Here is a 26,211-nt window from a genome sequence, read left to right on the forward strand (position 1 = left end):
AATGCAAAAATTTGAAATCCCAATAGAATTCCAACAACTTGTTAAATCAGAGCAAGCCTATTATTACAGAGTAGTTCCTATCTCAGTAGACCAAAAAACAGTTTTGCTTAAAACAGATACCGCTGACCTTCAAAGTTTGCAGAATGAACTTAGCGTTTTATTGCCTTTTCCTGTTCAGTTAGAAGCCGACACCACTGAAAATATAAATCGATACTTAAGTACTAATTATCGGAAAACAGCTTCTAATAATGTTTCGGATATACATTATACTGTTGATTTTTTAGAAAAAATAGTTCTCAATGCCAAAGAAATAGGAAGCAGTGATATTCATTTTGAACCGTTTGAAAAAAGAGCACGTGTACGTTTTAGATTAGATGGAAAATTAAAAGAACAGTTTCATATTACAACAGAAGAATATCCTGTAATTGTAAACAAAATTAAAATCAGGGCGCAACTTGACATTTCCGAGAAAAGGTTACCGCAAGATGGACGTATTACAATTACAACAGATTATGAGGATTTTGATATCCGTGTGTCGGTATTACCCACTTTACATGGAGAAAAGGTTGTATTGCGTATTCTTAGCAAAGACACCAGTCATATTGATATTAATGCTTTGGGATTTACAGCTAAAGAGTTAAAAACCTATTTGCAAAATATAAAACGTCCAAATGGTATCGTTCTGATTTCAGGCCCGACAGGATCGGGGAAAACAACGACATTATATGCGACTTTAAAAAAACTAAACCTTCCCGATACTAATATCTTAACAGTTGAAGATCCAATAGAATATACTCTGGATGGTATTATTCAGGTACAGTTAAAAGAGAATATTGGACTTGATTTTCCAACCACTTTGCGTACTTTCCTGAGACAGGATCCGGATATTATTATGGTGGGTGAAATTCGGGATGTAAATACCGCCAATATGGCCATTCGTGCCGCTTTGACCGGGCATTTGGTGCTTTCGACGATTCATACCAATTCGGCCTGGGCGACAGTTTCGAGATTAATAGATATGGGAATTCCGTCTTTTTTAATAGCCAGTACCTTGAATATTAGCGTAGCACAACGTTTGGTTCGTAAATTATGTGAGTTCTGCAAAAGGGAAGAAGATATAGAGACAGCTATTTTCCCGACTGGTTTTGAGATTCCTAAAAATATTTCTAAACATTATGTTGCGGTAGGTTGTGAGCATTGCTATCACACGGGTTATTCAGGCAGAAAAGCCATTTACGAAATTTTACCAATTGGATCAGAATTAGCCGCATTGATAAAAAGCAATCAAATTGATATTGATTCTTATATCGAAGAAAATGATATTTTCACACTAAAACGCAATGCCCTATCACTAATAAATGACGGAATTACTTCGATAGATGAAGTTTTTTCTTTACTCTTATAAAAAAAATAAAACAGCAAAATCTCACGATTTGATATCTTTTCATGAAAAATATAATCACTTTACTTTTACTATTCGTATTTCAGCTTTCATTTTCACAGGAGAACAGGATCCAGCAACTCAAAAACAACATTGAGTCTATTACAGCTGATGCGCCGGGACTCAATGAGAGAGTTAACGTTAATATTAAAGAGGCTTCTTTATCCGGTTTTTTGTTAGCCGTTTCTCAGATTCATAAATTAAATATCAGTGTTGCTCCTAATTTAAGTCAGATTAACATTGTCAATAATTTCTCTAATGTAACAGTTGGCGATTTATTAATTTTTTTATGTAAAGAATACAATCTGACGATTGAATTTACAGGTAATATTTTATCCGTAAAAACATATGAGAAACCATTAGAAACTCCCGTAGTAAAAGCTATTGATGTCATTTATTACGCAGATGGTAATTTGCTTTCTTTAAATCTGAAAGAAGACAAATTGTATGATGTGTTTCGAAAAATAATGGATGAAAGTGCCAAAAATCTGGTCTTTGCTCCCGGTTTGGAAAATCAATTGTTAACGGTTTATATTAAAAATATGCCTTTTGATGCCGCTTTGAATAAACTCGCATTTGCAAATAATTTAAGCGTTACCAAAACAAGGGATAATTTTTACGTTTTTGATAAACTTGAAGGAAATTTTACTCCTGAAGCAGGGGATGTAAATGCAGCTATCAGACAAAACAAACCGCAGCGCTCCAGAAAATCTAATTTCTTTTTTACGGTAGTAGATAAAGAAAAAAAACTGCTGGATGTGGATTTTGAAAATACACCAATTTCAAGTATTGTATATGACATAGGGCATGAACTTGATGTTGACATGTTTATTTCAACTCCTTTAGAGAATGCCGGCAATGCCACTGTAAAAGCGAAGAATATTACTTTCGATGCTTTGCTGATAAAATTGTTTGAAACGAAGCTGGAAGGTAATTCAGCTCAAAACAATAATTCCTCCCAGCAACAATACAATACTAATTCAGGCAACAATTCTGCAGTCTCTTCCGGATCGGGTTCTTTTACTTTTATGAATAGTGGTTCCATTTATTATTTCGGAACAAAGGAACAATTAGTGGTAAGAAACATAAAATCGATTCCGTTGATGTATCGCTCTATCGAAATTTTGAGTGATCCGTCAAAAGAGGGCAGAAGTGCAGGGCGATTAAATAATAATAACGGAAACAATTTTTCTAATTATAATTCATCTGATTCGAGAATGAATTCTAATAATCAGAATCAAAATAATTTTTCAAATAATTCAGCTTCGTCTTCTTCCGGCAGTAATCCTTCAGAATCCATTTTGAAAATTATTCCCGACGAGGTTAAAAAAGATCTGGATATTAAAATAGACAAGGAACTTAACAGTTTTATCGTTAACGGACCAGCGGCCAATATTGAACGATTTGAGTCTTTTATAAAATATATTGACAAATCAGTACCCGTTATTCTAATTGAAGTGATGCTTTTAGAAGTAAACCGTTCAGCCACTGTGGAAACCGGAATAAAAGCAGGTATCGGAGATAAACCGGTGACCACTTCCGGAACAGTTTTCCCTACCGCCGATATTAATTTGGGCGCCAAAACAATCAACAGTATTATCGAAGGGTTTAATGGATTTGGCTCGTTAAATATTGGAAAAGTAGTGCCTAATTTTTACTTGAGTCTTAAAGCAATGGAAACGAATGGTAATTTAAAAATTCGCTCTTCCCCAAGATTATCAACGTTAAATGGTCATAAAGCCTATTTGTCTATTGGAGAAACAACGTATTATGTGGTAACGAATCAAAATTTTTACGGGTCGCAGATTCCACAAGCTTCAGAAGTTAAAAATTACCAGCCCATTGATGCGGAATTATCGGTAACCATTATGCCATTGGTATCCGGTGACGGACAAATTACAATGGACATTAAAGTGATTCAATCCAGTTTTAATGGACAAAAAGTAGATAAAGATGCGCCTCCGGGAATCAATTCACGGGAATTTACCTCAATCATTAGAGTAAAAGATCAGGACTTAATTGTATTGGGAGGATTAGAAGAATCCGTAAAAAACGATTCCGGAACCGGAGTACCTTTATTATCCAGAATTCCAATTCTTAAATGGCTTTTTAGTTCGCGAAAACGTGAAGATTCTAAGAAAAAATTAAGCGTATTAATTAAACCAACCGTTATTTATTAATGACCTTTCCATCCATAACTTCATTTTTACTGGGTAAGCAGTATATTGGCATCGAGCATTTTACTTTAAAAAGTGAAGAGAAAATTGCCTTGCTTTTAGTTGAAGAAAAAAAAGAAGGATTGGTTGTCTCTAAAAAAGACAGAGTTAGTTATTCTCAAAAAATAGCTGAAAAATGGGATATAAAACTGCCTTTCTTTTTAGTTATAAATACAAACCAGGTGATACAGAAAGAGGTTTTAAGTATTGAACCTTCTGATGATAAACTGCTGCATAAAGCATTTCCAAATACGAATTGGGAGGAATTTTATTTTGAAATCTGGCGTTTAAAAACAAAATCTGTTATTGCTATTACCCGAAAAACATATCTGGACGAAATAGTCAATCAATACGAAAAGCAAAAAATTACCATTGCTGGAATCAGTCTGGGAATCTGCACCTTATCAGAAATAGTTGAATACATAAAGGAAGACCAGATTTTCACCAATAATCAGCTAATTTCCAAGGTCGAAGACAATCCTATAATTTCTTCGAATGTACATGAGTCTACTATTAGTTATGATATTAATGACCTGGAAGTCGAAAACAGGCATGTACTGGCTTTTTCGGGAATCTTAAGGCTCATACTAAATTCTTCTTCTAATTCGGGTTCTGTGATATCCTATAGCGAAGAATTATACGATACCTACAATCAGAAACAATTTTTTGCCAAAGGGATAAAAATAATGATCGGTGTTTTATTGGCTGTTTTGTTAATCAATTTTGCCTTTTTTACACATTATTATAAACTGGCACAGGAAACTACCGAAACAGTTCTGGTAAATAAATCATCTCTTGAAGATATTGGTAAAATCAAACAGCGAATTATAGTAAAAGAGGAAAAAGTAAAAAACAGCGTCGGAAAAACAGCTTCTCAAAGCTCCTTTCTTATTAATGAAATTGTAAAAGAGATTCCGTCTTCAATTTTGTTGACTGAATTGATTTATAGTCCTTTAGAAAAGAAAATAAAAGTAGCAGAGCCTGTTCTTACTACAGATAAAGTGATTACAGTTTCAGGCACTACACTTTCTAACGATGACTTGACACATTGGATTGAAAACACAGAGAAAATCAAATGGATTGATAAAGTTTTAATTACACATTTTGGAAAAAATGATGCTAACGAAACAGAATTTTCGATTAAAATAACTTTGAAATAAAATGAAACTAAACAAGAAAAATAAAATGCTTGTAGCAGGATTTGTTTTAATCCTTTATTTCTGTTATTCTTTCGCGATCTCAAATACCATTCAGTATTACAAGGAATATAAAGAGAAAGAGCAGCAAATAGCAGATGATAGCAATATGCCTAATCTTGTGGGACAGCTTCTTCAAAAAGAGAAACAGCTGGATCAGGTTTTGTCTCAGTATGAAATTAATGTCTCCGACTCTTTTCAGAATGATTTATTGAAGCAGTTAAGTTCGTATAGTACCAAATACAACCTTAAGATTACAGATTTTCAGGAGCCTCATAGTATAACCCAAAAAGGATTTATTACGACCAGTTATATTTTTACCCTCGAAGGTTCTTTTAACGGAAGCCTTGCGTTGTTAAATCAAATCGAAAACAATCCAAAGCTGGGGGCTATTAAACATTTAAATTTCACAAAGAAAAAAAACTACAAAACCAATACGGACCAGTTATTTGTTGAAGTTATCATGCAGACCAGTAAAGGAATTTAGAATAGATTTTATATTCCCCGCTGCGTAGATTCCCTTTCAATAATATGAGTCGGAAGTTCCACAATCTGATGTACTACCGGAATGTGTTCTTTTATCTGGGCGATTTCATCAATTAAAATGGAGGCAGCACGATATCCGATGTCGTAGCCGGGCTGATCGATTGTAGTTAGTTTTGGGGAAATTACGGTGCTCATAAACCAGTTGCTGAATCCAAATACGGCAACCTGTTCGGGAGTTTTTATTTTTTTGTCATTAAAATATTTTATAATTCCGATGGCCACCAGATCCGTAACGGCAAAAACAGCGTCCACATCTTTATGATCGGCCATTAATTTTTCGGCATTTTCGTAACCGTCTTCAAAGTCGGTATTGTGATCACAAACATAAACAAGGGAAGGATCGTACTTTATATTGTGGTCTTCAAGTGCTTTTTTATAGCCTAAAAAACGGTCAATAGAATTTTGGGGAACGTAAGAACCGCGAAAATGCGCAATTTTTTTGAACCCTTTTTCTATTAAATACGTTACGGCATCATATGCAGCTTTCATGTCATTGATAACTACTTTGGAACAATCGACACGTTTGGCAATTTTATCAAATAAAACCACCGGCGTATTTTTTCGGATGGCTTCATTGATATGAAAAAAATCATCCGTTTCATTGGAAAGGGACATCAAAATACCATCCACTCTTTTTTGCAATAGTAAGGCAACCTGTTTTTTCTCCAGTTCATATTTTTCACTGGACTGAAGGATAATAACCAGATACCCCCTTTTCTCTGCCTCTTCCAGAATGCCGTTCAGCACGCTCGAAAAAAAATGATGCACCGTTGCAGGAATGATAACCCCAATCGTTTTAGTTTCATTGGTTCTGAGATTTACCGCCACAGAATTAGGCATGTAATTCATCTTATCTGCCATTTCAATCACTTTCGCACGGGTAGTTTTGCTAATATCAGTATACCCTTTTAAAGCTTTTGAAACCGTAGTGACAGAAATTCCCAAGGCCGAGGCGATATCAATTAATTTTGTATCATTCATGAAATAAATATACTAAAAATTACGAGAGTTCGATGTGAAAATTATGAAAGGCAATATTAGTAAAGATTTTTCAAAAGTGGTACGCCTTACATCTCTCAACCATCTTCATTGTACATTTCGCGGTTAAATTAAACCAGTTTTTCTAAAAAAAATAATTTTCGAAAACGTTTTAGGTGTTTTCGAAAACGTTTTCGGTTATAATTTCGTAGTCAGGTTTTAATTAGTTACTAAGTTTACACTAACAAGTATGAATTTTACTAACCAAACCAAAAAAAAATGAAACTTATTCACTCGTATGCAGGCGGACTATTTTTAATGTTGTGCCTAATTTCTGTACCAAACCATTTGTTTGCACAGGAGAAAAATACGGTTTCCGGAAAAGTGTTCGACGAAAGCGGACAAACCGTACCAGGAGCCAATGTAACGCTGACAGGAGCAGATCAGACGGTGACTACCGATGTAAACGGAACCTATTTGTTTTCTAATGTGGCTGCCGGAACGTATACTATTTCAGCCACCAATGTCGGCTATAAAAGCTTCACGAAAAAAGTTACTGTAAAAGAAGGAGAAGCAGTCGTTGAAAATTTGTTTTTAGAAACAGAATCGCAAAACTTAAAAGAAGTAGTGGTGACGGGCTCATCCAGTCCGAGATCTAAACTCGAATCGAGTGTGGCGATTACCTCAATGGGAGCAAAAGCGATTGAAGACAGGGCTCCGGCAAGTACGGCTGCTTTACTTCAGACCATTCCGGGATTTGTAGTGGAAGCCTCAGGAGGGGAAATTGGAAACAACCTTTTTGCAAGGGGAATTCCATCTGCCGGAGCGTATGAATATGTGCAAATCCAGGAAGACGGATTACCGGTTTTTGAAGATGGTGCTTTGCAATTTGCCAACGCGGATACTTTTTACAGACTGGACGAAACGGTCAGCAAAATGGAAGCGGTCCGTGGAGGATCTGCCTCGATTTTCGCCAACAATGCACCCGGCGGAATTATCAATTTCATTTCTAAAACAGGACAAAATGATTTTCAGGGAAAAGCAAAGTTTTCTACCTCTGATTACGGAATGTTCAGAACCGATCTTAATTTATCAGGCGCTTTAATTCAGGATAAGTTATTTTTTAATATCGGTGGTTTCTACAGAGCGGATAACGGAGTGAGAAATACCGGATTTACAGCCAATAAAGGCGGTCAGATCAAAGGAAACCTGACGTATAAATTTGACGATGGCGATTATTTAAGAGTGAATTTCAAACACCTGGACGACAGAAATACTTTTTACCTGCCGATTCCATTAAAAAGCAATAACGGAAAAATCGAAGGTATCGATGGTTTTAATCCGAATTACGGAACGCTGACTTCCGTGAATTTCAGTCATCTGAATGTGCCTCAATATGGCGGCGGAACTTTTAGTGCCGATTTAGAAGATGGTTCACATCCGGTGATCAACTCTGTCGGAGCAGAATTCAAAAAGAAAATTTCTGAGAAAGTGACTTTCAAAAATGCCTTCAAACAAACGGCTATCGATTTGAATTACAATGCCATTTTTCCGAATGGAGGTCCTTGGACACAAGATGCCTATGCTACGGGAGTTCAGAATACAACCGCTGCTAATTTAGATTTTACCTATGTAGACAACGGAGCAGCTGTTGATCCAAATGCACTAATCATGAGAGCCGATCATTGGTACATTCATAAAAAAATGAACAATTTTGCAAACAATTTCTCTTTTGCTTTCGATTTAGATCCTGTAAAACTAACCGCCGGATACTATTATTCGAACTGGAAATCAAACCAATACTGGAACTGGAATTCGTATCTGGTAGGAGTTTCAGACAATCCGAGATTATTAAACGTAGAAGACAATACCACAGGCGTAAACCATACCTGGAATGGGATAGAAAGAATTACCTGGTTAGAAAGAGATGCACAAACCAAAGGTGTTCTGAATGATATTTATGCCGATGCAGAAATCAAAGCGACGGAAAACCTGACTTTTAACGCGGGTGTACGATACAACAAAGACAAATATTCCGGATACAGGGACAATGCCCGTTTTTTTGCCGAAAACTTGGGGGTACTGGATAACAATACTGCCGATGATGCGGTTACAACGGTAAAAGGAAATCCGTATACCTATTGGAGATACGATGTAAGCGAATTGTCTTATACAGGTGCCGCTAATTACAAATTCAATGACAATATGGCTTCTTACGTTCGTTACAGTCATGGCTTCCGATCTCCGATTGAAGAGTCGTTTTATGACAATGCAGCCGATTTAAGCAAGCTTGAAAACACAAAAGTGAATCAGTTGGAATTAGGGTACAAATATTCCGGTTCGTTCTTCTCTGTGAATGCGAACGTATTTCACATGAATCTGAAAAATGTTGCTTTTACGGATATCTTATCAGACGGAAGTTCTGAAAACAAATTTGCGGATGTAAACAATATTGGTCTTGAAGTAGAGACGAATGCCAGATATGAAATCGTAAACCTGAATTTTACCTTCACCGTTCAAAAGCCGGAATACGATAATTTCACCGGTTCTAACGCAGACGGTTCTACTTTCGATTTTAATGGAAATACCGCCAGAAGAATCCCTAAATTTTTCTGTAACCTGAGACCTGAAGTAAATATCACCAAAGATTTTACAGCCTATGTACAATTCTCCTATTATGATAAAAAGTTTACCAATCAGGATAACAGACAGGTTTTACCGGCTTACAAAGAGGTAGGAGCAGGTTTGAATTATACCTACAATAACCTTCGTTTTGCAGTGGACGCATCGAATTTATTCAATGAGATTGGTCTGACAGAAGGCGACCCGAGACAAACTACATCAGCAGCAAGCGATGTGTTTATGGCAAGACCTATTTTAGGACGTGCTTTTAGATTTTCGGTAGCCGTTAATTTTTAATTTGAGTTAGTTAATTGATAGTTTGCCAAATGCTGTTGCCAAAACAGCATTTGGTATTTTTGTAACTTTACATAATCCTTCTTTTTATAAAGGGATTTTCTTTATAAAACAAACCCATCCCTTAATGAAAAACCTAGGAATTAAAATAGCGCTTTATCTCAATTATTTTGTCTTTGCCATTTTATTGAATAGTGTAGGCATTGTCATTTTAAAATCACAAAAAAATTACGGAGTAGATGAAGTACAGGCCAGTATTCTGGAAGCCTTTAAGGATATGCCTATTGCAATTGTCTCTTTTTTTATCGCCTCTTTTCTGCCGCGGATTGGCTACAAAAAAGCCATGCTCACAGGTCTTGCCCTCGTCACTTTGGCCTGCATTGCCATGTATTTCGGAAACTCGTTTGACAGTGCCAAACTCTTATTTGCAACTGTAGGCGTCTCTTTTGCATTGATAAAAGTTTCGGTGTATTCCTTAATCGGTACTGTTACCGAAAGTCAGAAAGAACACAATGCGCTCATGAGCAATATTGAAGGCGTTTTTATGATTGGAATTGCTCTGGCATACTTTCTGTTTCCGGCTTTTAATGATGAAACCCATCCGGATTCGTGGTTAAATGTATATTGGTTTTTGGCAGGCTTATCGCTATTGTCCTTCCTGTTTTTGTTTTTTACAAAATTTGAGACAAGTACAGCAACCGCAGGAGCCAATTTCAAAGATGATTTTCTGCAGATGTTTAAATTGATCGCCAAAATGCTGACGGTTATTTTCGTCATCAGCGTTTTTTTATTCGTGATGATCGAGCAGGGGATTCTTTCCTGGCTGCCCACCTTTAATACAAAAGTGCTGCATTTACCTGAAAATATCAGCATTATGATGGCCAGCATTCTGGCAATTTCACTGGCAGTTGGCCGGCTTGTAGCCGGAATAATAACCAAAAAAGTCAACTGGATCTGGGTACTCAGCGTTTGTGTAATCGCTGCGATGCTGATTGTATATTTTGTACTTCCGAATGTGGTAGGGCTTGAAGTAAAAAATATTGATTCCCTTTCCGATATTCCGCTTATTGGATTTGCATTTCCGTTAATCGGATTGTTTATAGCGCCTATTTATCCCTTGCTGAATTCAATTGTATTAAGCTCCCTGCCGAAAAACCTTCAAAGTTCCATGACAGGATTAATCGTTATTTTTTCAGCTCTCGGAGGGACATTAGGTTCACGAATCACAGGCTGGCTGTTTAAAAATGAAGGCCCGGAAAAAGCATTTTATTTCACCTTAATTCCGATGTTTTTATTGCTGATTTCCTTTTTTATTCTTAAAAAAATTACCGCAAAAAATGAAATTTAAATTACATATCAATCAAACCCTTAGTCAGTTACTGGCTCAGGAAGACACTGATGGCGACAAAAAGATCACCATTGATGACAAAGGGCCAAAACGCTTTTTGCTGGAAGATGATAAAGGAAACCCGATGGCTATTGAAGGAACGTACCAACTTTCTAACCTATTACAGGAGTTGGCCCTGTCCAAAAAAAATAACACGGAATTTGCCGAAATTAGTTTAGAAGATATAACAGAGGATCCGGTAAAAAGAATTTCGAGAAAAATAAAAGATTTATACTGGAAAGGACTTACCAGAACAATTGATGCTGCCGGAGTAAAAAAAATCCTGGAAGACGACAAAATAGAAAATGCCATTTCGTATTTGTACGTTCCGGCCGGAGATTCTTTTGCATTTGACTATTTTAAAAATTTAGAAGCAGCAAATCCGACTTTAAAAGTGGTGCAGTTACCGGAAGATATTTCACCGGAATATGTTTTATCCCTGAATAAAAAACCGGGAATTCTGGCATTGGCCCTTCAAACCAAAAACAGTGAAACCACCGGAGTTCCTTTTGTAGTTCCGGGGGGACGATTTAATGAAATGTACGGCTGGGACAGTTATTTTATCACAATGGGACTTTTAATAGATGATAAAACGGATCTGGCGCTTGGCATGGCAGAAAACTTTAAATACCAGATTGACCATTATGGAAAAATCCTGAATGCCAACCGAAGTTATTACCTGACCCGTACGCAGCCTCCGTTGTATACGTCTTTGATTGTAGATATTATCCAGAAGTCGAATCCTGAAAAAGCATGGATTGAAAGACATTTGAAAACGGCTATAAAAGAATACAAAACCGTTTGGATGGAACAGGGGAAAAGACTTACTCCCAATGGTTTGAATCGGTACAAAGCAGAGGGAATCGGGCTTCCGTTTGAGGTCGAAGAAGGGCATTTTGATGATATACTGGAAAAATACGCACCAAAATACGGACTGTCAACCCGGGAATTTGAGAAAAAATACCTTGAACGGGAAATTCTGGATTCCGATCTGGACCATTATTTCACCCATGACAGGAGTATGCGCGAAAGCGGCCATGACACCACAAACAGACTGGTGGGTATTTGTGCGGATTTGAATACAGTAGCCATCAACAGCCTGCTTTATAAATATGAAACGGATATTGCCTTCCTGATTGAAACGGTTTTTAATGACCAGTTTCAGTACAATGAAAACACGGCTTATTCCAGCGACTACTGGCATAAAAAAGCAGCGGAAAGAAAAGAAAAAATCAACGAATTGTGCTGGAACCAAACCAACGGCCTTTATCTTGATTATAATTTTGAACTCGAAGAACAACATTATTTTGAGGCCGCCACAACTTTTTATCCGTTATGGGCAAAAATCTGTACGCAGGAACAAGCCACTATTTTGGTTCAAAAAACCTTGCCAAAATTTAAAATGAAAGGCGGAATTGCCGGAAGCACTCCATCATCTATTGCAGCTGTAAGTGAACATGCGCCAACCAGACAATGGGATTATCCGTTTGGCTGGGCGCCGCATCAGATATTATTGTGGAAAGGCTTGTTAAATTATAATTTTCAGGACGAAGCACAGGAAATGATCTATCGCTGGTTGTGGCTCATCACCCGAAATGCGGTGGACTACAACGGAACGATTCCGGAGAAATTTGATTTGTCCATCAGTTCCCATAAAATTTTTGCAGAGTACGGAAATGTCGGCACCGAATTTGACTACATCACCGAAGAAGGATTTGGCTGGATGAATGCTTCCTACCAATTTGGGCTGACACTGCTAAGTTCCGGTTTAAAGGAAAAATTATCCAGTCTGACTGATCCGGATACTTTATTCTAAAAAATATTCAGGTCATTTTTAAAACGTCGATTTTGTTTTTGAAAATGTCTTTTAAAGTAAAAAAGCTGCTTCCGGTATTATTCTGGAAGCAGCTTTTGTTTTTATTTTTGTTCGCTAATCGCGGCTTTCTTTAGCCTGAGTACGCGTATTTTTTTATTGGTATTATCCGCTACGAAGATACGGTCTTCTAATTGCGCAATTCCAAGAATAGTTCCAAAAGGGTTTTCGCCCATAATATCGTTCGCATTAATTCTGGCAGAATATGTTTTGTTCAGAAATTCTTCTTTCGGATAGAATCGTAAAAAATTAACAGCACCCACATTTTCAGAAGTGATGGCCCAGTCGCTATTAATCGAAACAGCAAGAGGTTTAGCATCTGAAAACGGTTTGGTTACCGGAACAAGCGGAGTGGTGAGTGAAGCCGCAGCATTGGCACGAATCGAAGCAATATTATAATACAAATAGGCTTTGGCATTTCGTCCCGCAACAACCAGATTTCCGCCGTCGACCTGCAGGGAATAAAATTCATCATATCCGTTTAACGTATTTAATTTTGCAATCGGTGCTAAGTCCCATTTACTGGTTTCTGTAATTTGGGAGGTTTCAAAAACTTTAATAGTCGTATTTTTTTCTTTCACGAAAACCAGCCCGTCTTTGACTACAACACCAAAAACGTGTACAAAAGTATTCCACCATTGCCCGTTACCCACCGTATTGATTCCTAAAGTGGTAGTTTCATCCAATACAAAAAGACGGGAATCGACACTTCCGAGATAAATTCTCTTATTATCTACGCAAACAGAAGAGAGATTGGTAAAATCGATGCTTGTTGCTCCTTTAGAAAAGGCAGTTACAGATTTTAGGTGCTTTAAGGTTTTGGCATCAAAAATTTCAAGGACATTCCCATTGCAGACATATAATTTATCATTGGCAATGGTTATTCCTCTCGGGTCAAGCGCGCCAGTCCCGTCTCCAATTTGTGCAGCTGTTATAGATGCTTCATCTGTCGGATAATAGTAATATATATCATCTGTAGCTGCATTTGTATCATCATTATCGTTGCATCCAGTAAGTATCAGAAGCAGTACCAGGACTACTTTAGGCAACGTGTAAAGTCTTTTTAATTCCATTTTCCTTCTCCTTTATATTTTACTAAAAATGCATTTTTCGGATCAATTTTAAAAACCGGTTTGGTATAAGTCCCGGTTAGATATTTTGTTTTGCTGTACGTTTTTAAAATATCCGGATCAATAAAAGGAAGGTCGTTGATGTATATTAAATATTTATAAAACTGCGTCAGCATTTCCTGCTGTCCGCCGCCTTCGCCGCTATTGGCAAAATTACTGTCATGGTTATAACCTGTATGATGGGAGTATTCATGTGACCAGAGCGACATTTCTCCTTTCCAGTGTCCGCTTACATAATTAGATTCATACTGAGAAGCCAGAGGTCCGCCTCCCCAGGCAGCATCACCGCCCACCATGGCCATATAAAGCGTTCTTCCGTCAACATAGTCCCAATATCGTTTTTCAATTTCCGCTTTTGTAAAATAATCGTACTGGCCATTTGCATCCGCAGTATTGCCATGCCAGTCGGTAGCTCCGGGTACAGCAGTTCCCGCTGCTGCGGCCTGTTCTTTTTTATAAAGATCGAAATTATTATGTGTCTGATAGTAGATCGGATGGCTTAATGCGTAGGAATAATTGATAATCATCGTAATAGCTTCTTTCGCCAATACGGGATTCATAGGCAGGTATTTACCATATTCTTCTATATGGTATCCGTCATGAAACTGAACCAGTTGCGAAGATTTTATTTTTTTGAATTTAGCAAATAAGGGATCGGAAGATTCTACTGAAAATTCGATTCCACCAGTTGAAAAACCCTCTATTTTATCTATTGTTACTGTTTTTCCGTCTTCCAGTTCGTAATCATTTTTTGCCGAAACCAACGGAATCTGATGGACTGACCGGTGAAAAGCAGGAATCTGGGTAAAGTGATACAGCACAAAACGTTTCTCGTAATTGGGTAATTTGGCGTAAATTTTTACATCCTTAAGGCCAACCGGTGAGTAAAGCGATAACTGTACAGAGTCTTTTCCTTTTTGAATCACCTGTACCGGCTGGTTTACACGAAACCAACGGTCTTTTTTGTCATACATTCTGGCAGGATCTTCATCGTCTTCAAATAAGGTCATCGGATGGTTTGCTGCCGAAAGTTTTGTTGCATCAATCTGAGGTAAATAGTTTGGCGTATAACTGCCTGAATCAGTATCGCTGCAACTGGTCTGCAGCATAAGGGTTAGAAATAACAAACCTATTGAGGACAGGTTTTTAAGAAGTGTAGGTTTCATTGTTGTTAAATTTGAATGTTAAAAAAAAGGGGGATTTTTTCTTTTATAGGGTAGGGGCTATGATTATCGGATAAGGGTTAAAAAATGGGTGTAGTGTTTTAATTTGCAGGCAAAATAACGAAATTATAATACAAGTACTACAGGTTTTGGTAAAAAAATAGTAATTCTGATTGGATTAATTTTTCTATCCTGAATTTTTAAAAGTTAATAAATACCAAAACGTATTTTAAATTCGAATATTGTTTTAACATAATCTCTTTCAAAAAAATAACACCCCATATTTCAAAAAAATAATAAATAAAAGAATGTTCATTCATTTATTATTTTATCTTTGCTAAAAAAATAACATGAGAGTAAGAGATATTGATAAAGAAAAACTGGTAATTGCCAATGCAATAGATCAAATCGTACAGGATGGATTTCAGGGTTTCAGTATGAATAAACTTGCCAAAGCATGTAATATTTCGGTTGGTACGTTATATATTTATTACAAGGACAAAGATGATTTAATCCAGAAAATAGGAGCAACCGTCGCTCTTGAGTTTTTTTCAGATACCATTAAAAATTTCTCGCCGGAAATGTCATTTGAAGAAGGATTATGGATACAATGGGTAAACAGGGCTCACTTTACCATGAAATATCCGAAGCAGGTCGCTTTTTTTGAAATTATCAAGCACTCTCCCCACGGGGAAATAATATTAAATTCGACCACCAAATTTTCGGATTTCAGGATGATTATGAAGCAGTTTATCGATAACGCTCTGCATAAAAAGGAAATTTCGCCAATGACATTTGAAGCTTTTTGGGCCGTTGCTTACGGGCCATTATATACTTTATTAAACTTCCATACCGATGGTAAGAGTATGGGAGGGAAACCGTTTGTTCTTACCGATACAATAATGAAAGAAGCTTTTCAGGCAACCATAAAAGCTTTAAAACCATGAAAAGATATGGAGACAGATTTAAACACAATACATATTTTTAAGACAAATATTGGAAAAATCGATACAGGCTGTGCGATGTACCAGAAGCTGAACGATCACGAGGGTATACAACAATGGAGCATTGATCATGAAGATATTGATTGTGTACTGCGTGTAGTTTCAGAAACACTTCAGCCGAAACAAATTATTACCCTTATCAGTGAATACGGGCACAACTGCCAGGAATTGATATAAAAACAAACCTATTAAAATGGAAAAAAATACTGTAGTACCTGCTGCTTTTACTTTAAAACAAATCATTATTATCGCCATTCTGGCACTCTTACAATTTACGGTTATACTCGATTTTGTCATAATTTCGCCTTTGGGTGATATCTTAATGAAAACACTGGACATGACGACGGCCAAATTTGGATTTACCGTTTCCGCTTATGCTTTTAGTGCCGGAATTTCAGGATTACTGGCAGCAGGTTTTGCTGATAAATTTGACAGAAAGAAATTGCTCATATTCTTCTATACTGGATTTATTATTGGTACTCTTTTTTGTGCATTCGCTACAAATTACCAGATGTTGCTTTTTGCAAGGATTTTTACAGGCCTTTTTGGCGGTGTTATTGGTTCGGTTTCACTTGCTATTGTGACCGATTTATTTGTAATTCAGCAAAGAGGGAGAGTGATGGGATCGATACAAATGGCCTACGCAACAAGTCAGATTTTAGGAATTCCACTGGGATTATATTGTGCCAATAACTGGGGATGGCATGCTGCTTTTATTATGATTGCCGTTTTGGGAATATTGATTCTGATTGCCATTATTACCCAGCTGCAACCCGTAACAAAACATCTGGAACTGCAGTCCGACAAGAACCCTTTTCTGCACCTGTGGCATACACTGAACAATAAAAACTATCAGATTGGCTTTGCGGCAATTGCATTTCTTTCTGTGGGAGGTTTTATGCTGCAGCCCTTTGGAAGTGCTTTTCTGGTCAATAATATTCACATCAGTCAGCTTCAATTGCCAATGGTATTTTTCTTTACGGGACTTTCGGTACTTTTTATAATGCCTTTGGTTGGAAAGTTAAGTGACAAAGTCAATAAATTTAAACTCTTCGCCGTTGGATCACTGATTTCGGTCATTATGATTTTAATTTATACCAATCTTGATCCTATTCCATTATGGGAAGTAGTCGCAATCAATATGGTATTGTTTATGGGGATTATGAGTCGTATGATTCCTGCTACAACCCTGAATACTGCCATTCCCGAAATGAAAGATCGTGGTGCTTATATGTCGATAACTTCTTCATTACAGCAAATTGCAGGCGGCATTGCAGCGGTATGTGCGGGTTTCATCGTGCATCAGCAAACTAAAACATCACCTTTGGAAAATTATGATGTCCTGGGTTATGTCATTGCTGTTATTACAAGCTGTTCAGTACTGCTAATGTGGAGAGTAAATCAATTGGCAAAGTCAAAAGAGAAAAGTATCATTTAAAGAATCAGGATAGAAACCTTTCTGATAATTTTTACAATGCAAAAAAAAAGACGGTCTTTAATCGTCTTTTTTTTTGGTCAAAAGATTGTATTGAAACAACAAAAAAAGTTTTTAAGTAAGAAGTTATGTGCAAATTTTAAATAGCGCAAATGATCAGGATGAAATGCATTTGAAAATGAGTTCACTAATCTGAAATAAATCATAATAGTCAGTTTGACTATTTTTTATTTTACAGGCATCCGGACTGAAAAACAGGTCTTAGAAGGAAGAATTTTTGACAAAAAACATAAATGATGATTATGGGTTAAAATACCACAATTACTGAGCATTATGTTTTAAATTAGCATTAAAATAATGATTTATTGAAAAAATATTTTACTAAAACGATTTTGTAAATCACTTTTATATATATTTGTTCAACTAATAATCATCCATTTAATACCATAACCACTTAATGAAAAGAATCACGATTAAAGATATTGCTACCGAGGCCCAAGTGTCGATATCTACAGTTTCTTTTGTGATTAACGGGAAAGGGGAAAAGATGGCAATTAGTCCGGCTGTCATAAAAAAGGTACAGGAAGTAGCTCAAAAGCTTCATTACAGGCCAAGTATGATTGCCAGCAGTCTGAGAACCGGAAAAACGAGATCTATCGGTCTTATTGTAGAAGATATCTCCAATCAGTTCTTTGCCGATTTAGCAAGAGTGATAGAAGACGAAGCCAAAAATATTGATTACAGGGTTTTCTATTGCAGTACAGGAGATGATGATGCACGTTCTGAAGAATTGGTTCAAAGTCTTTTGCAGGCCAATGTGGAAGGGTTTATTATCACACCAACTAAAAATTTAGAAAAGACGATTGATCTGCTGCTGAAATTGCAGAAACCGGTGGTTTTAATTGACCGTTATTTTGCCCATCAGAAAGTAAGTCACGTGGTGATGGATAACTACGAAGGTTCCTATTCGGCTACTAAGTTTTTAATGGAGAAAGGATGCAAAAATATAGCGGTAGTCAATAATAAATCTCAAATGATTCAGATGAAACTGAGAGAGAAAGGATATACAGACGCCTTAAAAGAAGAAGGTATTTATGATAAGTCACTGGCTCTTTATTTAGATTATCATGCCAGTGAACAAAGAAGGATTGATTCGCTGATAGGTTTTTTTAAAGCAAATCCCCGAATAGATGCTGTTTTATTTTTAGCCAATTACATGGGGCTGGCAGGTTTACAGGCTTTCAGAAATATGGGATACAGGATACCGGAAAATATTTCGGTAATCAGTTTTGATGATCATGACAGTTTCAAATTGCATACCCCCACAATTTCCGTAATTGCACAGCCCATAGAAGATATCGCCATTAAATCTATTCAGTTGCTAATGAGTCAGATGACAGATTTTGATGCTTTCAAAATCGAAAAAGTGCTTAAGAAGGGCACATTGATTGTCAGGGAATCGGTTTAGTTTCCCTGAATATTTCAAATTAGAAAAAAATAAAAATAAAATCAGTCGCGGTTTTTTTTACCCATTTTACTAAATCGTTTTAGTAAATTAAAACAGCTTAAGCTGCTCTGCCACTGATTTTACAAATGTTTTTTTAAGTAGTAAAAACCCACAAAAGGGTATTTTTTTATAACTATATAACTACTTTTTTTTATTGGAACTGAGTTCGAATTTTTATTAATATTTAAAACAAACAGATTAAAACAAACACAAATCAAAACAAATAAACCAAAAAAAAATTGCTTATGAAACGAATTTTAGCAGTGTTAGGAATGGTATTGTTCAGCAGCTTAGGAGCTGTTGCACAAAACCGATTAATAACAGGCATAGTGGCAGATGCAGAGAACAAGGGAATTGTTGCTGCATCAATCGAGGTTCAGGGAAAACCATTTAGCGCAATTACAGACGCCGAAGGTCGATTTAAGATGAATGTTCCGGAAGGAAAGGTTACTTTAAATGTAACTTCTATAGGTTTTGTATCAAAATCAGTGGTGCTTCAGGCAACTGAAAGCAGGGTTTCAGTGGTATTAACAGAAAATGCACAGGAATTAAAAGATGTGGTCGTAACTTCATTTGGAGTTAAGAAACAAAGAAAAAGTTTAGGTTACGCAGTTGGAGAACTGAAAGGAGATGACCTTACCAAAAATAAAGAAATTAACTTAGGAAATGCCCTTCAGGGGAGAATAGCCGGGGTTAACGTTTCCGCACCGGTTACAGGACCTTCCGGTTCCAGCCGTGTGGTAATTCGCGGAGCTACTTCGGCTTCCGGACTAAACCAGCCTTTGTATGTGGTAGACGGTATTCCGATCGATAACACCCAACAGGGAAATGCAGGAATGTACGGAGGAGCCGACAAGGGTGACGGTATGTCTTCCTTCAATCCGGATGATATTGCTTCGATGTCAGTATTAAAAGGTAGTGCCGCCTCAGCTCTTTACGGGTATCGGGGATCAAACGGCGTTATCTTAATTACCACTAAAAAAGGGAAAAACGGAACCGGAATTGGCGTAGATTTCAGTACAAATTCTACTTTCAATACACCGGCAAGTCTTTTGCACTGGCAGGACCAATATGGTGCAGGAGCACCCGATGCTAACGGAGTTCCAACCCGATTTACCAATTTACAGGAACTTAGGGATTCTTACTATTTCGCCTGGGGAGATAAGTACGACGGAACAAACTCGCTTGCTCTCGACGGAACAACCAGACCTTATCAGGCATACGGAAAAGACAACGTTGAAAATTTCTACAGAACAGGTCATTCTTTCAGTAATACTCTGGCTATTTCAGGCGGAAACGAAACGACAAATTTCAGATTGTCTTTCGGAAATACAAAAGATGAGTCTATTTTACCGGGAACGAATTTCGGAAGAAATAACATAACGCTGAGTTTAAACGCTGCGCCAAACAAAAAAATAAGCATTGAGAGCAATGCACAATATATTTCGGAGAAAAGTAAAAACAGGCCTTACCTGAATGACTCTCCGAGAAACCCTTCTTTCCCGACTACTTTTATGACGCCGGGTACCGACATCAGATGGTTGCGCAATCCGTACGATGCCAATGGAGGAGAAGAAGATTACCTGGGAGCAAACGTCTATCATACGAATCCGTACTTTGCAACAGATCAGACTTTAAACACGGATCTTAGAAAACGTTTTATAGGTTCTGCAAAAGTTACCTATAACATTACAGATAAGATCTATGCAAAAGCAGTGGTGGGTATAGATGATATCAACTATGAATATACAGAGATTGAACCAACCGGAATCAATTACAATATTGGCGGATCTATTGAAGACAGAATTGAGAACCGCTCTGAATTTAATGCCTCGGGTTACTTAGGATACAAAAGTGACATCGCCAAAAACCTTTCACTGGATGCTTTTATTGGAGCAAACCGTCAGGATAACCGATACAATGGTATTAAAATGAAAGGAAATAATTTTATTGTGCCGTTCAAATATTTCTATGGAAATACGCAACCGGACAAAACAGAGAAATTGTTTTCGGAACGCGAAGTGAATTCCCTTTTTTATTCTGCTGATTTAGCCTATAAAGATTTCTTATTTTTAAGTTTAACAGGCCGTGAAGACTGGTTTTCTACTTTAGATCCTAAAGATAACAGCATTTTTTATCCATCGGTAAGTAGCAGTTTTATTTATTCTGAAGTGATCAAATTACCGGAATGGATGTCTTATGGTAAGATTAGGGCAGGATGGGGTAACGTAGGAGGCGGATTGCAGGAAGCGTATGCTTTAATGCTGACTTATACCACTCCGGACGGGCAGACAGATTCACAAGGACAGCCAATTTTGGGTGTAAATGGGGATACCGTTAACAATAGAAATTTAAGACCTTATAATGTAAGTACCATAGAGTTTGGTTTTGAAAATACATTTTTCAACAACCGATTAAGTACCGATTTGACTTTCTACAGCAAAAAAACAACAAAGGATATTGCAGATGCTGATATCTCTCAGGCTTCCGGTTACAGAACCACTAAAATCAATGTAGGGGAAATCCTGAACAAAGGGGTTGAATTTGCAGTAAATGTAAAAGCAGTAAAAACACCAAGTTTTTCCTGGAGTGTAGGCTATAATTTTGCTTACAATCAAAGTGAAGTACTAAGCCTTTCTGATAAAATCAATACCAAATCATTAGAAGGAAACAGAGACGCAAGAGCTTCTGTAGTCTTAGAAAAAGGACAGCCTTTCGGCGTAATTAAAGCCTACGATTATTTAAGAGATGCAAACGGAAATATCGTATTAGATACCAACGGGAAATTCCTTAGAGGAAACTTAATCATTGCAGGACAAGGTGTAGCACCAACTTCAATGGGGCTTTCAAATGATTTCACGTATAAAAATTTCACACTTTCCGTTTTTGTAGATGCTAAATTCGGAGGCGAAATCTATTCGGCTACCAACCAGTTAGGAACCCGTTACGGATTGTCTGAAATTACACTTCCGGGTCGTGAAGGCGGAGTAGCAGTAACAGGTACGGATGTGAATGGTAATGCTGTAAACCAAACCGTATCAGCCTATGATTACTGGAGAAGTTACAGTGACGTAACCTCCAACTTTGTATACGATGCCGATTTTGTTAAACTAAGAGCAATTTCCTTTAGCTACAATTTCCCAAAAGCTTATATCGAGAAAACACCATTTCAATCCATTAGTTTAGCTTTTTCTGCCCATAATTTATGGACGATTTATGATAAAGTTCCAAACATTGATCCGGAGTCTAACTATTCTAATAGTAACGCTCAGGGTATGGAAAGAGCCTCTATGCCATTGACCAGAAACTACGGTGTAACGCTTAATGTTAAATTCTAATAGTAAATAAGATGAAAAATAAATATATAAAAACATTTTGTATCGCAATTATCAGTGCCCTGACACTGTCTTCCTGTGATAAAGGATTCGAGGAACTGAATACAAATCCAAATGCCCTGACAGATCCGGCTTTAAAATCAATGTTTACGCTTGCGGAAATCTATGTGGACGGACAGGATTTTTCGAATACAAGAGGAAATAATATCTATGCCGCGCAATATGTGCAGCATTTCGCTTCCTTGGGCGGCGGATCAAAATACACGTATTCTTCGGAGTATTCAGGTGCTTTATTTGGAGAAACATACGGGAAAGGACTGAATCAGATTTTTCAGCTATTATCGGTAACACCCGATGCACCGGAAAATTCGAACATGGTTCAGGCCCTTAGGATTATGAAAGTATTCCTGTTTCAAAAACTGACAGATACCTACGGTGAAGTTCCTTATTTCGAAGCCGGAAAAGGATATAACGGAAATATTTTTGCCCCAAAATATGATACGCAGGAAGCGATTTACAATGACCTTTTAAAAGAACTGGATGAAGCCGGAACAGCATTAGATGCCAATAAAGCTTTTGTCGGAAATGCCGATTTGTATTATCAGAGTGATGTTACAAGATGGAAAAAACTGGCCAACTCCCTAATGTTGAGAGTAGCAATGCGTTTGTCTAAAGTAAATCCTGCCAAAGCAAAAGAGTATGTGGAAAAAGCAGTTGCAAAAGGAGTTTTTACCTCTAATGATGACAGTCTTGTACTAAAACATGATGCAGGTCCTGCAGGAGTGAAAACAAATCCGATCACCTCTTCATGGGTTAGAAATGACCTGAACGGCGGGGAATCGAATATCAAATTCAGTAAAACTTTTATCGATTTATTGAAGAATACCAACGATCCGCGTTTAAGAATTTACGCTAAACTGGAAGCAACAGGAAACAACAATCCGGCAAGCCAGCAAGGTTTGCCAAATGATGCCAAAGAATTTCCGGGAGGAGACAAAAAGCTTTTCTCAGACCCGAATACTTCTACAGTCTTGCGTTTAGATGCCCCAACTTTAATCATGTCTTACGCTGAAATAAAGTTTATACTGGCGGAAGCAGCCGTACGAGGATGGAATGTGGGAGGAACAGCACAGCAACATTATGAAGACGGTGTAAAAGCAGCTATGGAAGTGCTGACTATTTTCGGAGATAAAGTACCTGCGGTGACTACAGCGGAATACAATACATATATTACTACTTATCCGTTTAAATCGGCCGGAACAGAGGCTCAGAAAATAGAACAAATTATAACTCAGAAATGGATTGTATTGTTGTTCAATGGTTTTGAAGCTTTTTCGGAGTACAGAAGAACAGGTTATCCGGTATTGGTTCCGGTGAATGATCCTACGGGCGAGACCAAAGGAACTATTCCGAGAAGACTGATTTACGATCAGTCGGAACTTATTACCAATGAAGCCAATTACAAAGCGGCCATACAGCGTCAGGGACTGGATTTGATGACAACCAGAATCTGGTGGGACAAAGTGTAAAATAATTAATTTTGGTTGGTTAGTTAAAATAAGTCGGGTACTATCCTGTTATCCGGCTTATTTTTTAATCATTCTGCTGATACCGGTTCAAAAGAGTTCCTATTGTTAACGTTTACTTTAAGGCAATAATGTCTTTTTTTTCGCAACAGCCAGAAGTGCTTTTGCTGAAAAAGAGGAGATTTTTTTTCATAGAAATCAAAACAATAGAGAATTGCTTTTTTTTAAATGTATTAAAAGGGATAAAAACTGAAATAGAAGAAATTATACCACCATTCCGGGAGAATTATGCGACGTAAAATTAATTGCCGGATATTTTGTTAGCGATTCGTAAACACGCAATTTGAAGAGAGAATAATGGTCTGGCGCTTCATTACTACTTCTACTGTTTCTAATTAGCACTTTGGCTTTTTTAAAAATTAAAACTTAGGCACTCCTATTTTATACTAAGTAAAATGAATTATAAAAAAAACTTTTTTACGATAATCTGCATTGGTCTCTTCCATCTTTCATCTGTAGCGATTGCACAGCATATTGATTTGAAGAAAGGCTGGAACTACCGTGAAGAGAAAACACAAAAATGGTATCCGGCCACAGTTCCCGGAGAAATACATACCGATTTAGTACGCAACAAAGCAATCCCGGATCCCTTTTACAGAGACAATGAAAAGAAATTAGCATGGATCGAACGTAAAAACTGGGAATATAAAACTACATTTCAGGTATCCGCGGCAACGCTAAAAAAGAAAAACACGGAATTGGTTTTTGACGGACTGGATACTTACGCCACCGTGTACCTCAATAATCAGCTCGTTTTAAAAGCAGATAATATGTTCCGTCAATGGCGTGCAGATGTAAAAAAAATACTAAAATCAGGCAACAATGATTTGGTTATCATATTTCAGTCCGCTCAGAATGTGGTCGATTCACTGGCTAAAAAAGACCTGCCTTTTGTCATTCCGGATAACCCACGCGCTTATGTCCGCAAAGCACAATATCATTTCGGATGGGACTGGGGACCAAAATTTACCACCTGCGGAATTTGGAAAACACCCAGATTAGAGGCCTACGATACAAAAGAGGCAGAGCAGCCCTATGTTTTGAATCGAAAAATAGAACTGGTGCAGCAACCCGACAGCCTTGGAAAATCCTTTTACTTTAAAATTGACGGCAAACCTGTATACATGAAAGGAGCGAACTATATTCCTTCCGACGCTTTTCTGTCCAGAGTGACCAAAAAAGAATACGAAAAGGTAATTGCCCTGGCAAAAGACGCTAATATGAATATGCTTCGCGTCTGGGGCGGTGGTGTTTATGAAGATGACTATTTTTATGATTTATGCGATAAATACGGAATCAATGTCTGGCAGGACTTTATGTTTGCCGGCACCATGGTTCCCGGAGACAAAGCTTTTTTTGACAACGTTAGGGAAGAAGTCAAATATCAGGTGAAACGACTGCGTCACCATAAAAGTATTGTTTTGTGGTGTGGCAATAACGAAGCCGACGAAGCCTTTAAAAACTGGGGCTGGCAAAAAAGCATGAAAATGTCAAAACAGGATTCAACCCGATTGTGGAAGGATTATGTGCGTTTATTTCAGGACAGTATTCCAAAATGGGTCAGTGAAGTCGATGGGAAGCGTCCGTATATTAGTTCTTCACCTTTGTTTCACTGGTCCAGGAAAGAAAGTATAAAACAGGGAGACAGTCATTACTGGGGAACCTGGTGGGGATTGGAAGACATAGAAGTGACGAAGGAAAAAACCGGACGTTTCGTGAGCGAATACGGAATGCAGTCCCTGCCCAGTTATTCGTCTGTCGAAAAATTTACCTTGCCGGAAGACCGCTATTTATATTCCGATGTGTTGCAGGCCCATCAAAAAGCAGGCAAAGGTTTTTTGAAATTAGATTCGTATCTAAACCGGTATTTTATAGACTCCGTAAAAATCAAAAAGATGAATCTGGAGGATTATACGTACCTGACACAGTGTTTGCAATATTACGCCCTTAAAAACATAATAGGTATTCATCGCTCCAAAGCACCCTATAATATGGGAACCCTGGTCTGGCAGCTTAACGACTGCTGGCCCGTAGCAAGCTGGAGTGTCACCGATTACGACAACCGGCAGCCGAAAGCGGCGTGGTATGCCATGCGGGAAGCTTACAGAGATGATGTAACACCTGAAATTGACCTGATCCGTCCAAAAGATTTACAATTGGAAGATCCGGAAATAAGCTGGAAGTTAAAAGGAAATAAAGTAATTTTAAAGGCCTTAAAACCTGCAAAATATGTTTATATTTCAATCAGAGGATATACCGGAAAATGGAGCGATAATTATATCGATTTAAAAGCCGGGGAAGAAAAAATAGTTTCTTTTGAAGGAAAATTAACAAAGCCGGAGGTTAGAGTTTATTCTTTATATGAGGTTCTTAAAAGGTACTGAGGTTCTAAGTTGCTGAGGTACTAAGGTACTAAGGTTCAGAGGAACAAAGGTTCAAAGGGACAGAGGTTCAAAGAAAAATAATCCGTGTAAAACCCGTTCAACGCTCGTCATCCG

17 protein-coding genes are annotated in these 26,211 nt (G+C 37.5%); 14 read left to right on the top strand and 3 right to left on the bottom strand.

Features of this window, described 5'->3' with window-relative positions:
• Position 1 precedes the first annotated feature (1 nt).
• The 4 genes from LPB89_RS06210 to LPB89_RS06225 are packed head-to-tail and all read left to right on the top strand — an operon-like array spanning position 2 to position 5,340.
• Entirely contained in the window at positions 2-1,405 is a 1,404-nt protein-coding gene (locus LPB89_RS06210; RefSeq protein WP_230700900.1) for a GspE/PulE family protein, read from the top strand.
• Between the two features lie 41 nt (positions 1,406-1,446).
• Positions 1,447-3,621 carry a type II secretion system protein GspD gene (locus tag LPB89_RS06215; protein ID WP_230700901.1) on the top strand — a complete coding sequence of 725 codons (2,175 nt, stop codon included), beginning with the start codon at positions 1,447-1,449 and terminating at the stop codon, positions 3,619-3,621.
• The gene (locus LPB89_RS06220) at positions 3,621-4,817 is read left to right on the top strand and encodes a general secretion pathway protein (protein WP_230700902.1); all 1,197 of its coding nucleotides are present in this window, start codon (positions 3,621-3,623) and stop codon (positions 4,815-4,817) included. The genes LPB89_RS06215 and LPB89_RS06220 overlap by 1 nt, the downstream gene beginning before the upstream one ends.
• A 1-nt stretch (position 4,818) precedes the next feature.
• The gene (locus LPB89_RS06225) at positions 4,819-5,340 is read left to right on the top strand and encodes a general secretion pathway protein (protein WP_230700903.1); all 522 of its coding nucleotides are present in this window, start codon (positions 4,819-4,821) and stop codon (positions 5,338-5,340) included.
• Positions 5,341-5,348: 8 nt separating this feature from the next.
• Here the strand turns inward: LPB89_RS06225 and LPB89_RS06230 are convergent, their stop codons facing one another.
• A complete protein-coding gene (locus LPB89_RS06230) occupies positions 5,349-6,380 on the bottom strand; it encodes a LacI family DNA-binding transcriptional regulator (protein ID WP_230700904.1) in 1,032 nt (343 codons plus the stop codon).
• Positions 6,381-6,656: 276 nt separating this feature from the next.
• Here LPB89_RS06230 and LPB89_RS06235 point away from each other — a divergent pair, with 276 nt between their 5' ends.
• The 3 genes from LPB89_RS06235 (at position 6,657) to LPB89_RS06245 (ending at position 12,496) form a co-directional block, all read left to right on the top strand.
• Positions 6,657-9,296 (top strand): TonB-dependent receptor, encoded by a 2,640-nt coding sequence (locus tag LPB89_RS06235; RefSeq protein ID WP_230700905.1) that lies wholly within the window; start codon positions 6,657-6,659, stop codon positions 9,294-9,296.
• Positions 9,297-9,420: 124 nt separating this feature from the next.
• On the top strand, positions 9,421-10,641 hold the full coding sequence (locus LPB89_RS06240; RefSeq protein WP_230700906.1) for a sugar MFS transporter: 1,221 nt from the start codon (positions 9,421-9,423) through the stop codon (positions 10,639-10,641).
• On the top strand, positions 10,631-12,496 hold the full coding sequence (locus tag LPB89_RS06245) for a trehalase family glycosidase (RefSeq protein WP_230700907.1): 1,866 nt from the start codon (positions 10,631-10,633) through the stop codon (positions 12,494-12,496). The genes LPB89_RS06240 and LPB89_RS06245 overlap by 11 nt, the downstream gene beginning before the upstream one ends.
• A 101-nt stretch (positions 12,497-12,597) precedes the next feature.
• Here LPB89_RS06245 and LPB89_RS06250 read toward each other — a convergent pair whose 3' ends face one another.
• A complete protein-coding gene (locus LPB89_RS06250) occupies positions 12,598-13,626 on the bottom strand; it encodes a hypothetical protein (protein WP_230700908.1) in 1,029 nt (342 codons plus the stop codon).
• On the bottom strand, positions 13,617-14,849 hold the full coding sequence (locus tag LPB89_RS06255; protein WP_230700909.1) for a hypothetical protein: 1,233 nt from the start codon (positions 14,847-14,849) through the stop codon (positions 13,617-13,619). Before LPB89_RS06255 ends, LPB89_RS06250 begins: the two co-directional genes overlap by 10 nt.
• Before the next feature lie 347 nt (positions 14,850-15,196).
• Here LPB89_RS06255 and LPB89_RS06260 point away from each other — a divergent pair, with 347 nt between their 5' ends.
• The 7 genes from LPB89_RS06260 to LPB89_RS06290 all read left to right on the top strand — a co-directional run bounded on the left by LPB89_RS06260 (position 15,197) and on the right by LPB89_RS06290 (position 26,097).
• Entirely contained in the window at positions 15,197-15,793 is a 597-nt protein-coding gene (locus LPB89_RS06260; protein WP_230700910.1) for a TetR/AcrR family transcriptional regulator, read from the top strand.
• Between the two features lie 6 nt (positions 15,794-15,799).
• A complete protein-coding gene (locus tag LPB89_RS06265) occupies positions 15,800-16,027 on the top strand; it encodes a hypothetical protein (RefSeq protein WP_230700911.1) in 228 nt (75 codons plus the stop codon).
• A 16-nt stretch (positions 16,028-16,043) separates the two neighbouring features.
• Positions 16,044-17,288 (top strand): MFS transporter, encoded by a 1,245-nt coding sequence (locus tag LPB89_RS06270; protein WP_230700912.1) that lies wholly within the window; start codon positions 16,044-16,046, stop codon positions 17,286-17,288.
• Between the two features lie 454 nt (positions 17,289-17,742).
• Complete coding sequence (locus LPB89_RS06275; protein WP_230700913.1) at positions 17,743-18,753, top strand: LacI family DNA-binding transcriptional regulator; 1,011 nt, start codon at positions 17,743-17,745, stop codon at positions 18,751-18,753.
• Positions 18,754-19,037: 284 nt separating this feature from the next.
• A complete protein-coding gene (locus LPB89_RS06280) occupies positions 19,038-22,130 on the top strand; it encodes a SusC/RagA family TonB-linked outer membrane protein (protein WP_230700914.1) in 3,093 nt (1,030 codons plus the stop codon).
• 11 nt (positions 22,131-22,141) lie between these two features.
• Entirely contained in the window at positions 22,142-23,656 is a 1,515-nt protein-coding gene (locus LPB89_RS06285) for a SusD/RagB family nutrient-binding outer membrane lipoprotein (RefSeq protein WP_230700915.1), read from the top strand.
• Between the two features lie 452 nt (positions 23,657-24,108).
• Positions 24,109-26,097 (top strand): glycoside hydrolase family 2 protein, encoded by a 1,989-nt coding sequence (locus tag LPB89_RS06290; protein ID WP_230700916.1) that lies wholly within the window; start codon positions 24,109-24,111, stop codon positions 26,095-26,097.
• Positions 26,098-26,211 lie beyond the last annotated feature (114 nt).

The organism is Flavobacterium sp. ENC (assembly GCF_020991415.1).
GTDB lineage: Bacteria > Bacteroidota > Bacteroidia > Flavobacteriales > Flavobacteriaceae > Flavobacterium.

Coding starts and splice junctions, on each gene's coding strand:
- LPB89_RS06210 (WP_230700900.1), top strand. CDS start 2: ATGCAAAAATTTGAAATCCCAATAGAATTCCAACAACTTGTTAAATCA.
- LPB89_RS06215 (WP_230700901.1), top strand. CDS start 1,447: ATGAAAAATATAATCACTTTACTTTTACTATTCGTATTTCAGCTTTCA.
- LPB89_RS06220 (WP_230700902.1), top strand. CDS start 3,621: ATGACCTTTCCATCCATAACTTCATTTTTACTGGGTAAGCAGTATATT.
- LPB89_RS06225 (WP_230700903.1), top strand. CDS start 4,819: ATGAAACTAAACAAGAAAAATAAAATGCTTGTAGCAGGATTTGTTTTA.
- LPB89_RS06230 (WP_230700904.1), bottom strand. CDS start 6,380: ATGAATGATACAAAATTAATTGATATCGCCTCGGCCTTGGGAATTTCT.
- LPB89_RS06235 (WP_230700905.1), top strand. CDS start 6,657: ATGAAACTTATTCACTCGTATGCAGGCGGACTATTTTTAATGTTGTGC.
- LPB89_RS06240 (WP_230700906.1), top strand. CDS start 9,421: ATGAAAAACCTAGGAATTAAAATAGCGCTTTATCTCAATTATTTTGTC.
- LPB89_RS06245 (WP_230700907.1), top strand. CDS start 10,631: ATGAAATTTAAATTACATATCAATCAAACCCTTAGTCAGTTACTGGCT.
- LPB89_RS06250 (WP_230700908.1), bottom strand. CDS start 13,626: ATGGAATTAAAAAGACTTTACACGTTGCCTAAAGTAGTCCTGGTACTG.
- LPB89_RS06255 (WP_230700909.1), bottom strand. CDS start 14,849: ATGAAACCTACACTTCTTAAAAACCTGTCCTCAATAGGTTTGTTATTT.
- LPB89_RS06260 (WP_230700910.1), top strand. CDS start 15,197: ATGAGAGTAAGAGATATTGATAAAGAAAAACTGGTAATTGCCAATGCA.
- LPB89_RS06265 (WP_230700911.1), top strand. CDS start 15,800: ATGGAGACAGATTTAAACACAATACATATTTTTAAGACAAATATTGGA.
- LPB89_RS06270 (WP_230700912.1), top strand. CDS start 16,044: ATGGAAAAAAATACTGTAGTACCTGCTGCTTTTACTTTAAAACAAATC.
- LPB89_RS06275 (WP_230700913.1), top strand. CDS start 17,743: ATGAAAAGAATCACGATTAAAGATATTGCTACCGAGGCCCAAGTGTCG.
- LPB89_RS06280 (WP_230700914.1), top strand. CDS start 19,038: ATGAAACGAATTTTAGCAGTGTTAGGAATGGTATTGTTCAGCAGCTTA.
- LPB89_RS06285 (WP_230700915.1), top strand. CDS start 22,142: ATGAAAAATAAATATATAAAAACATTTTGTATCGCAATTATCAGTGCC.
- LPB89_RS06290 (WP_230700916.1), top strand. CDS start 24,109: ATGAATTATAAAAAAAACTTTTTTACGATAATCTGCATTGGTCTCTTC.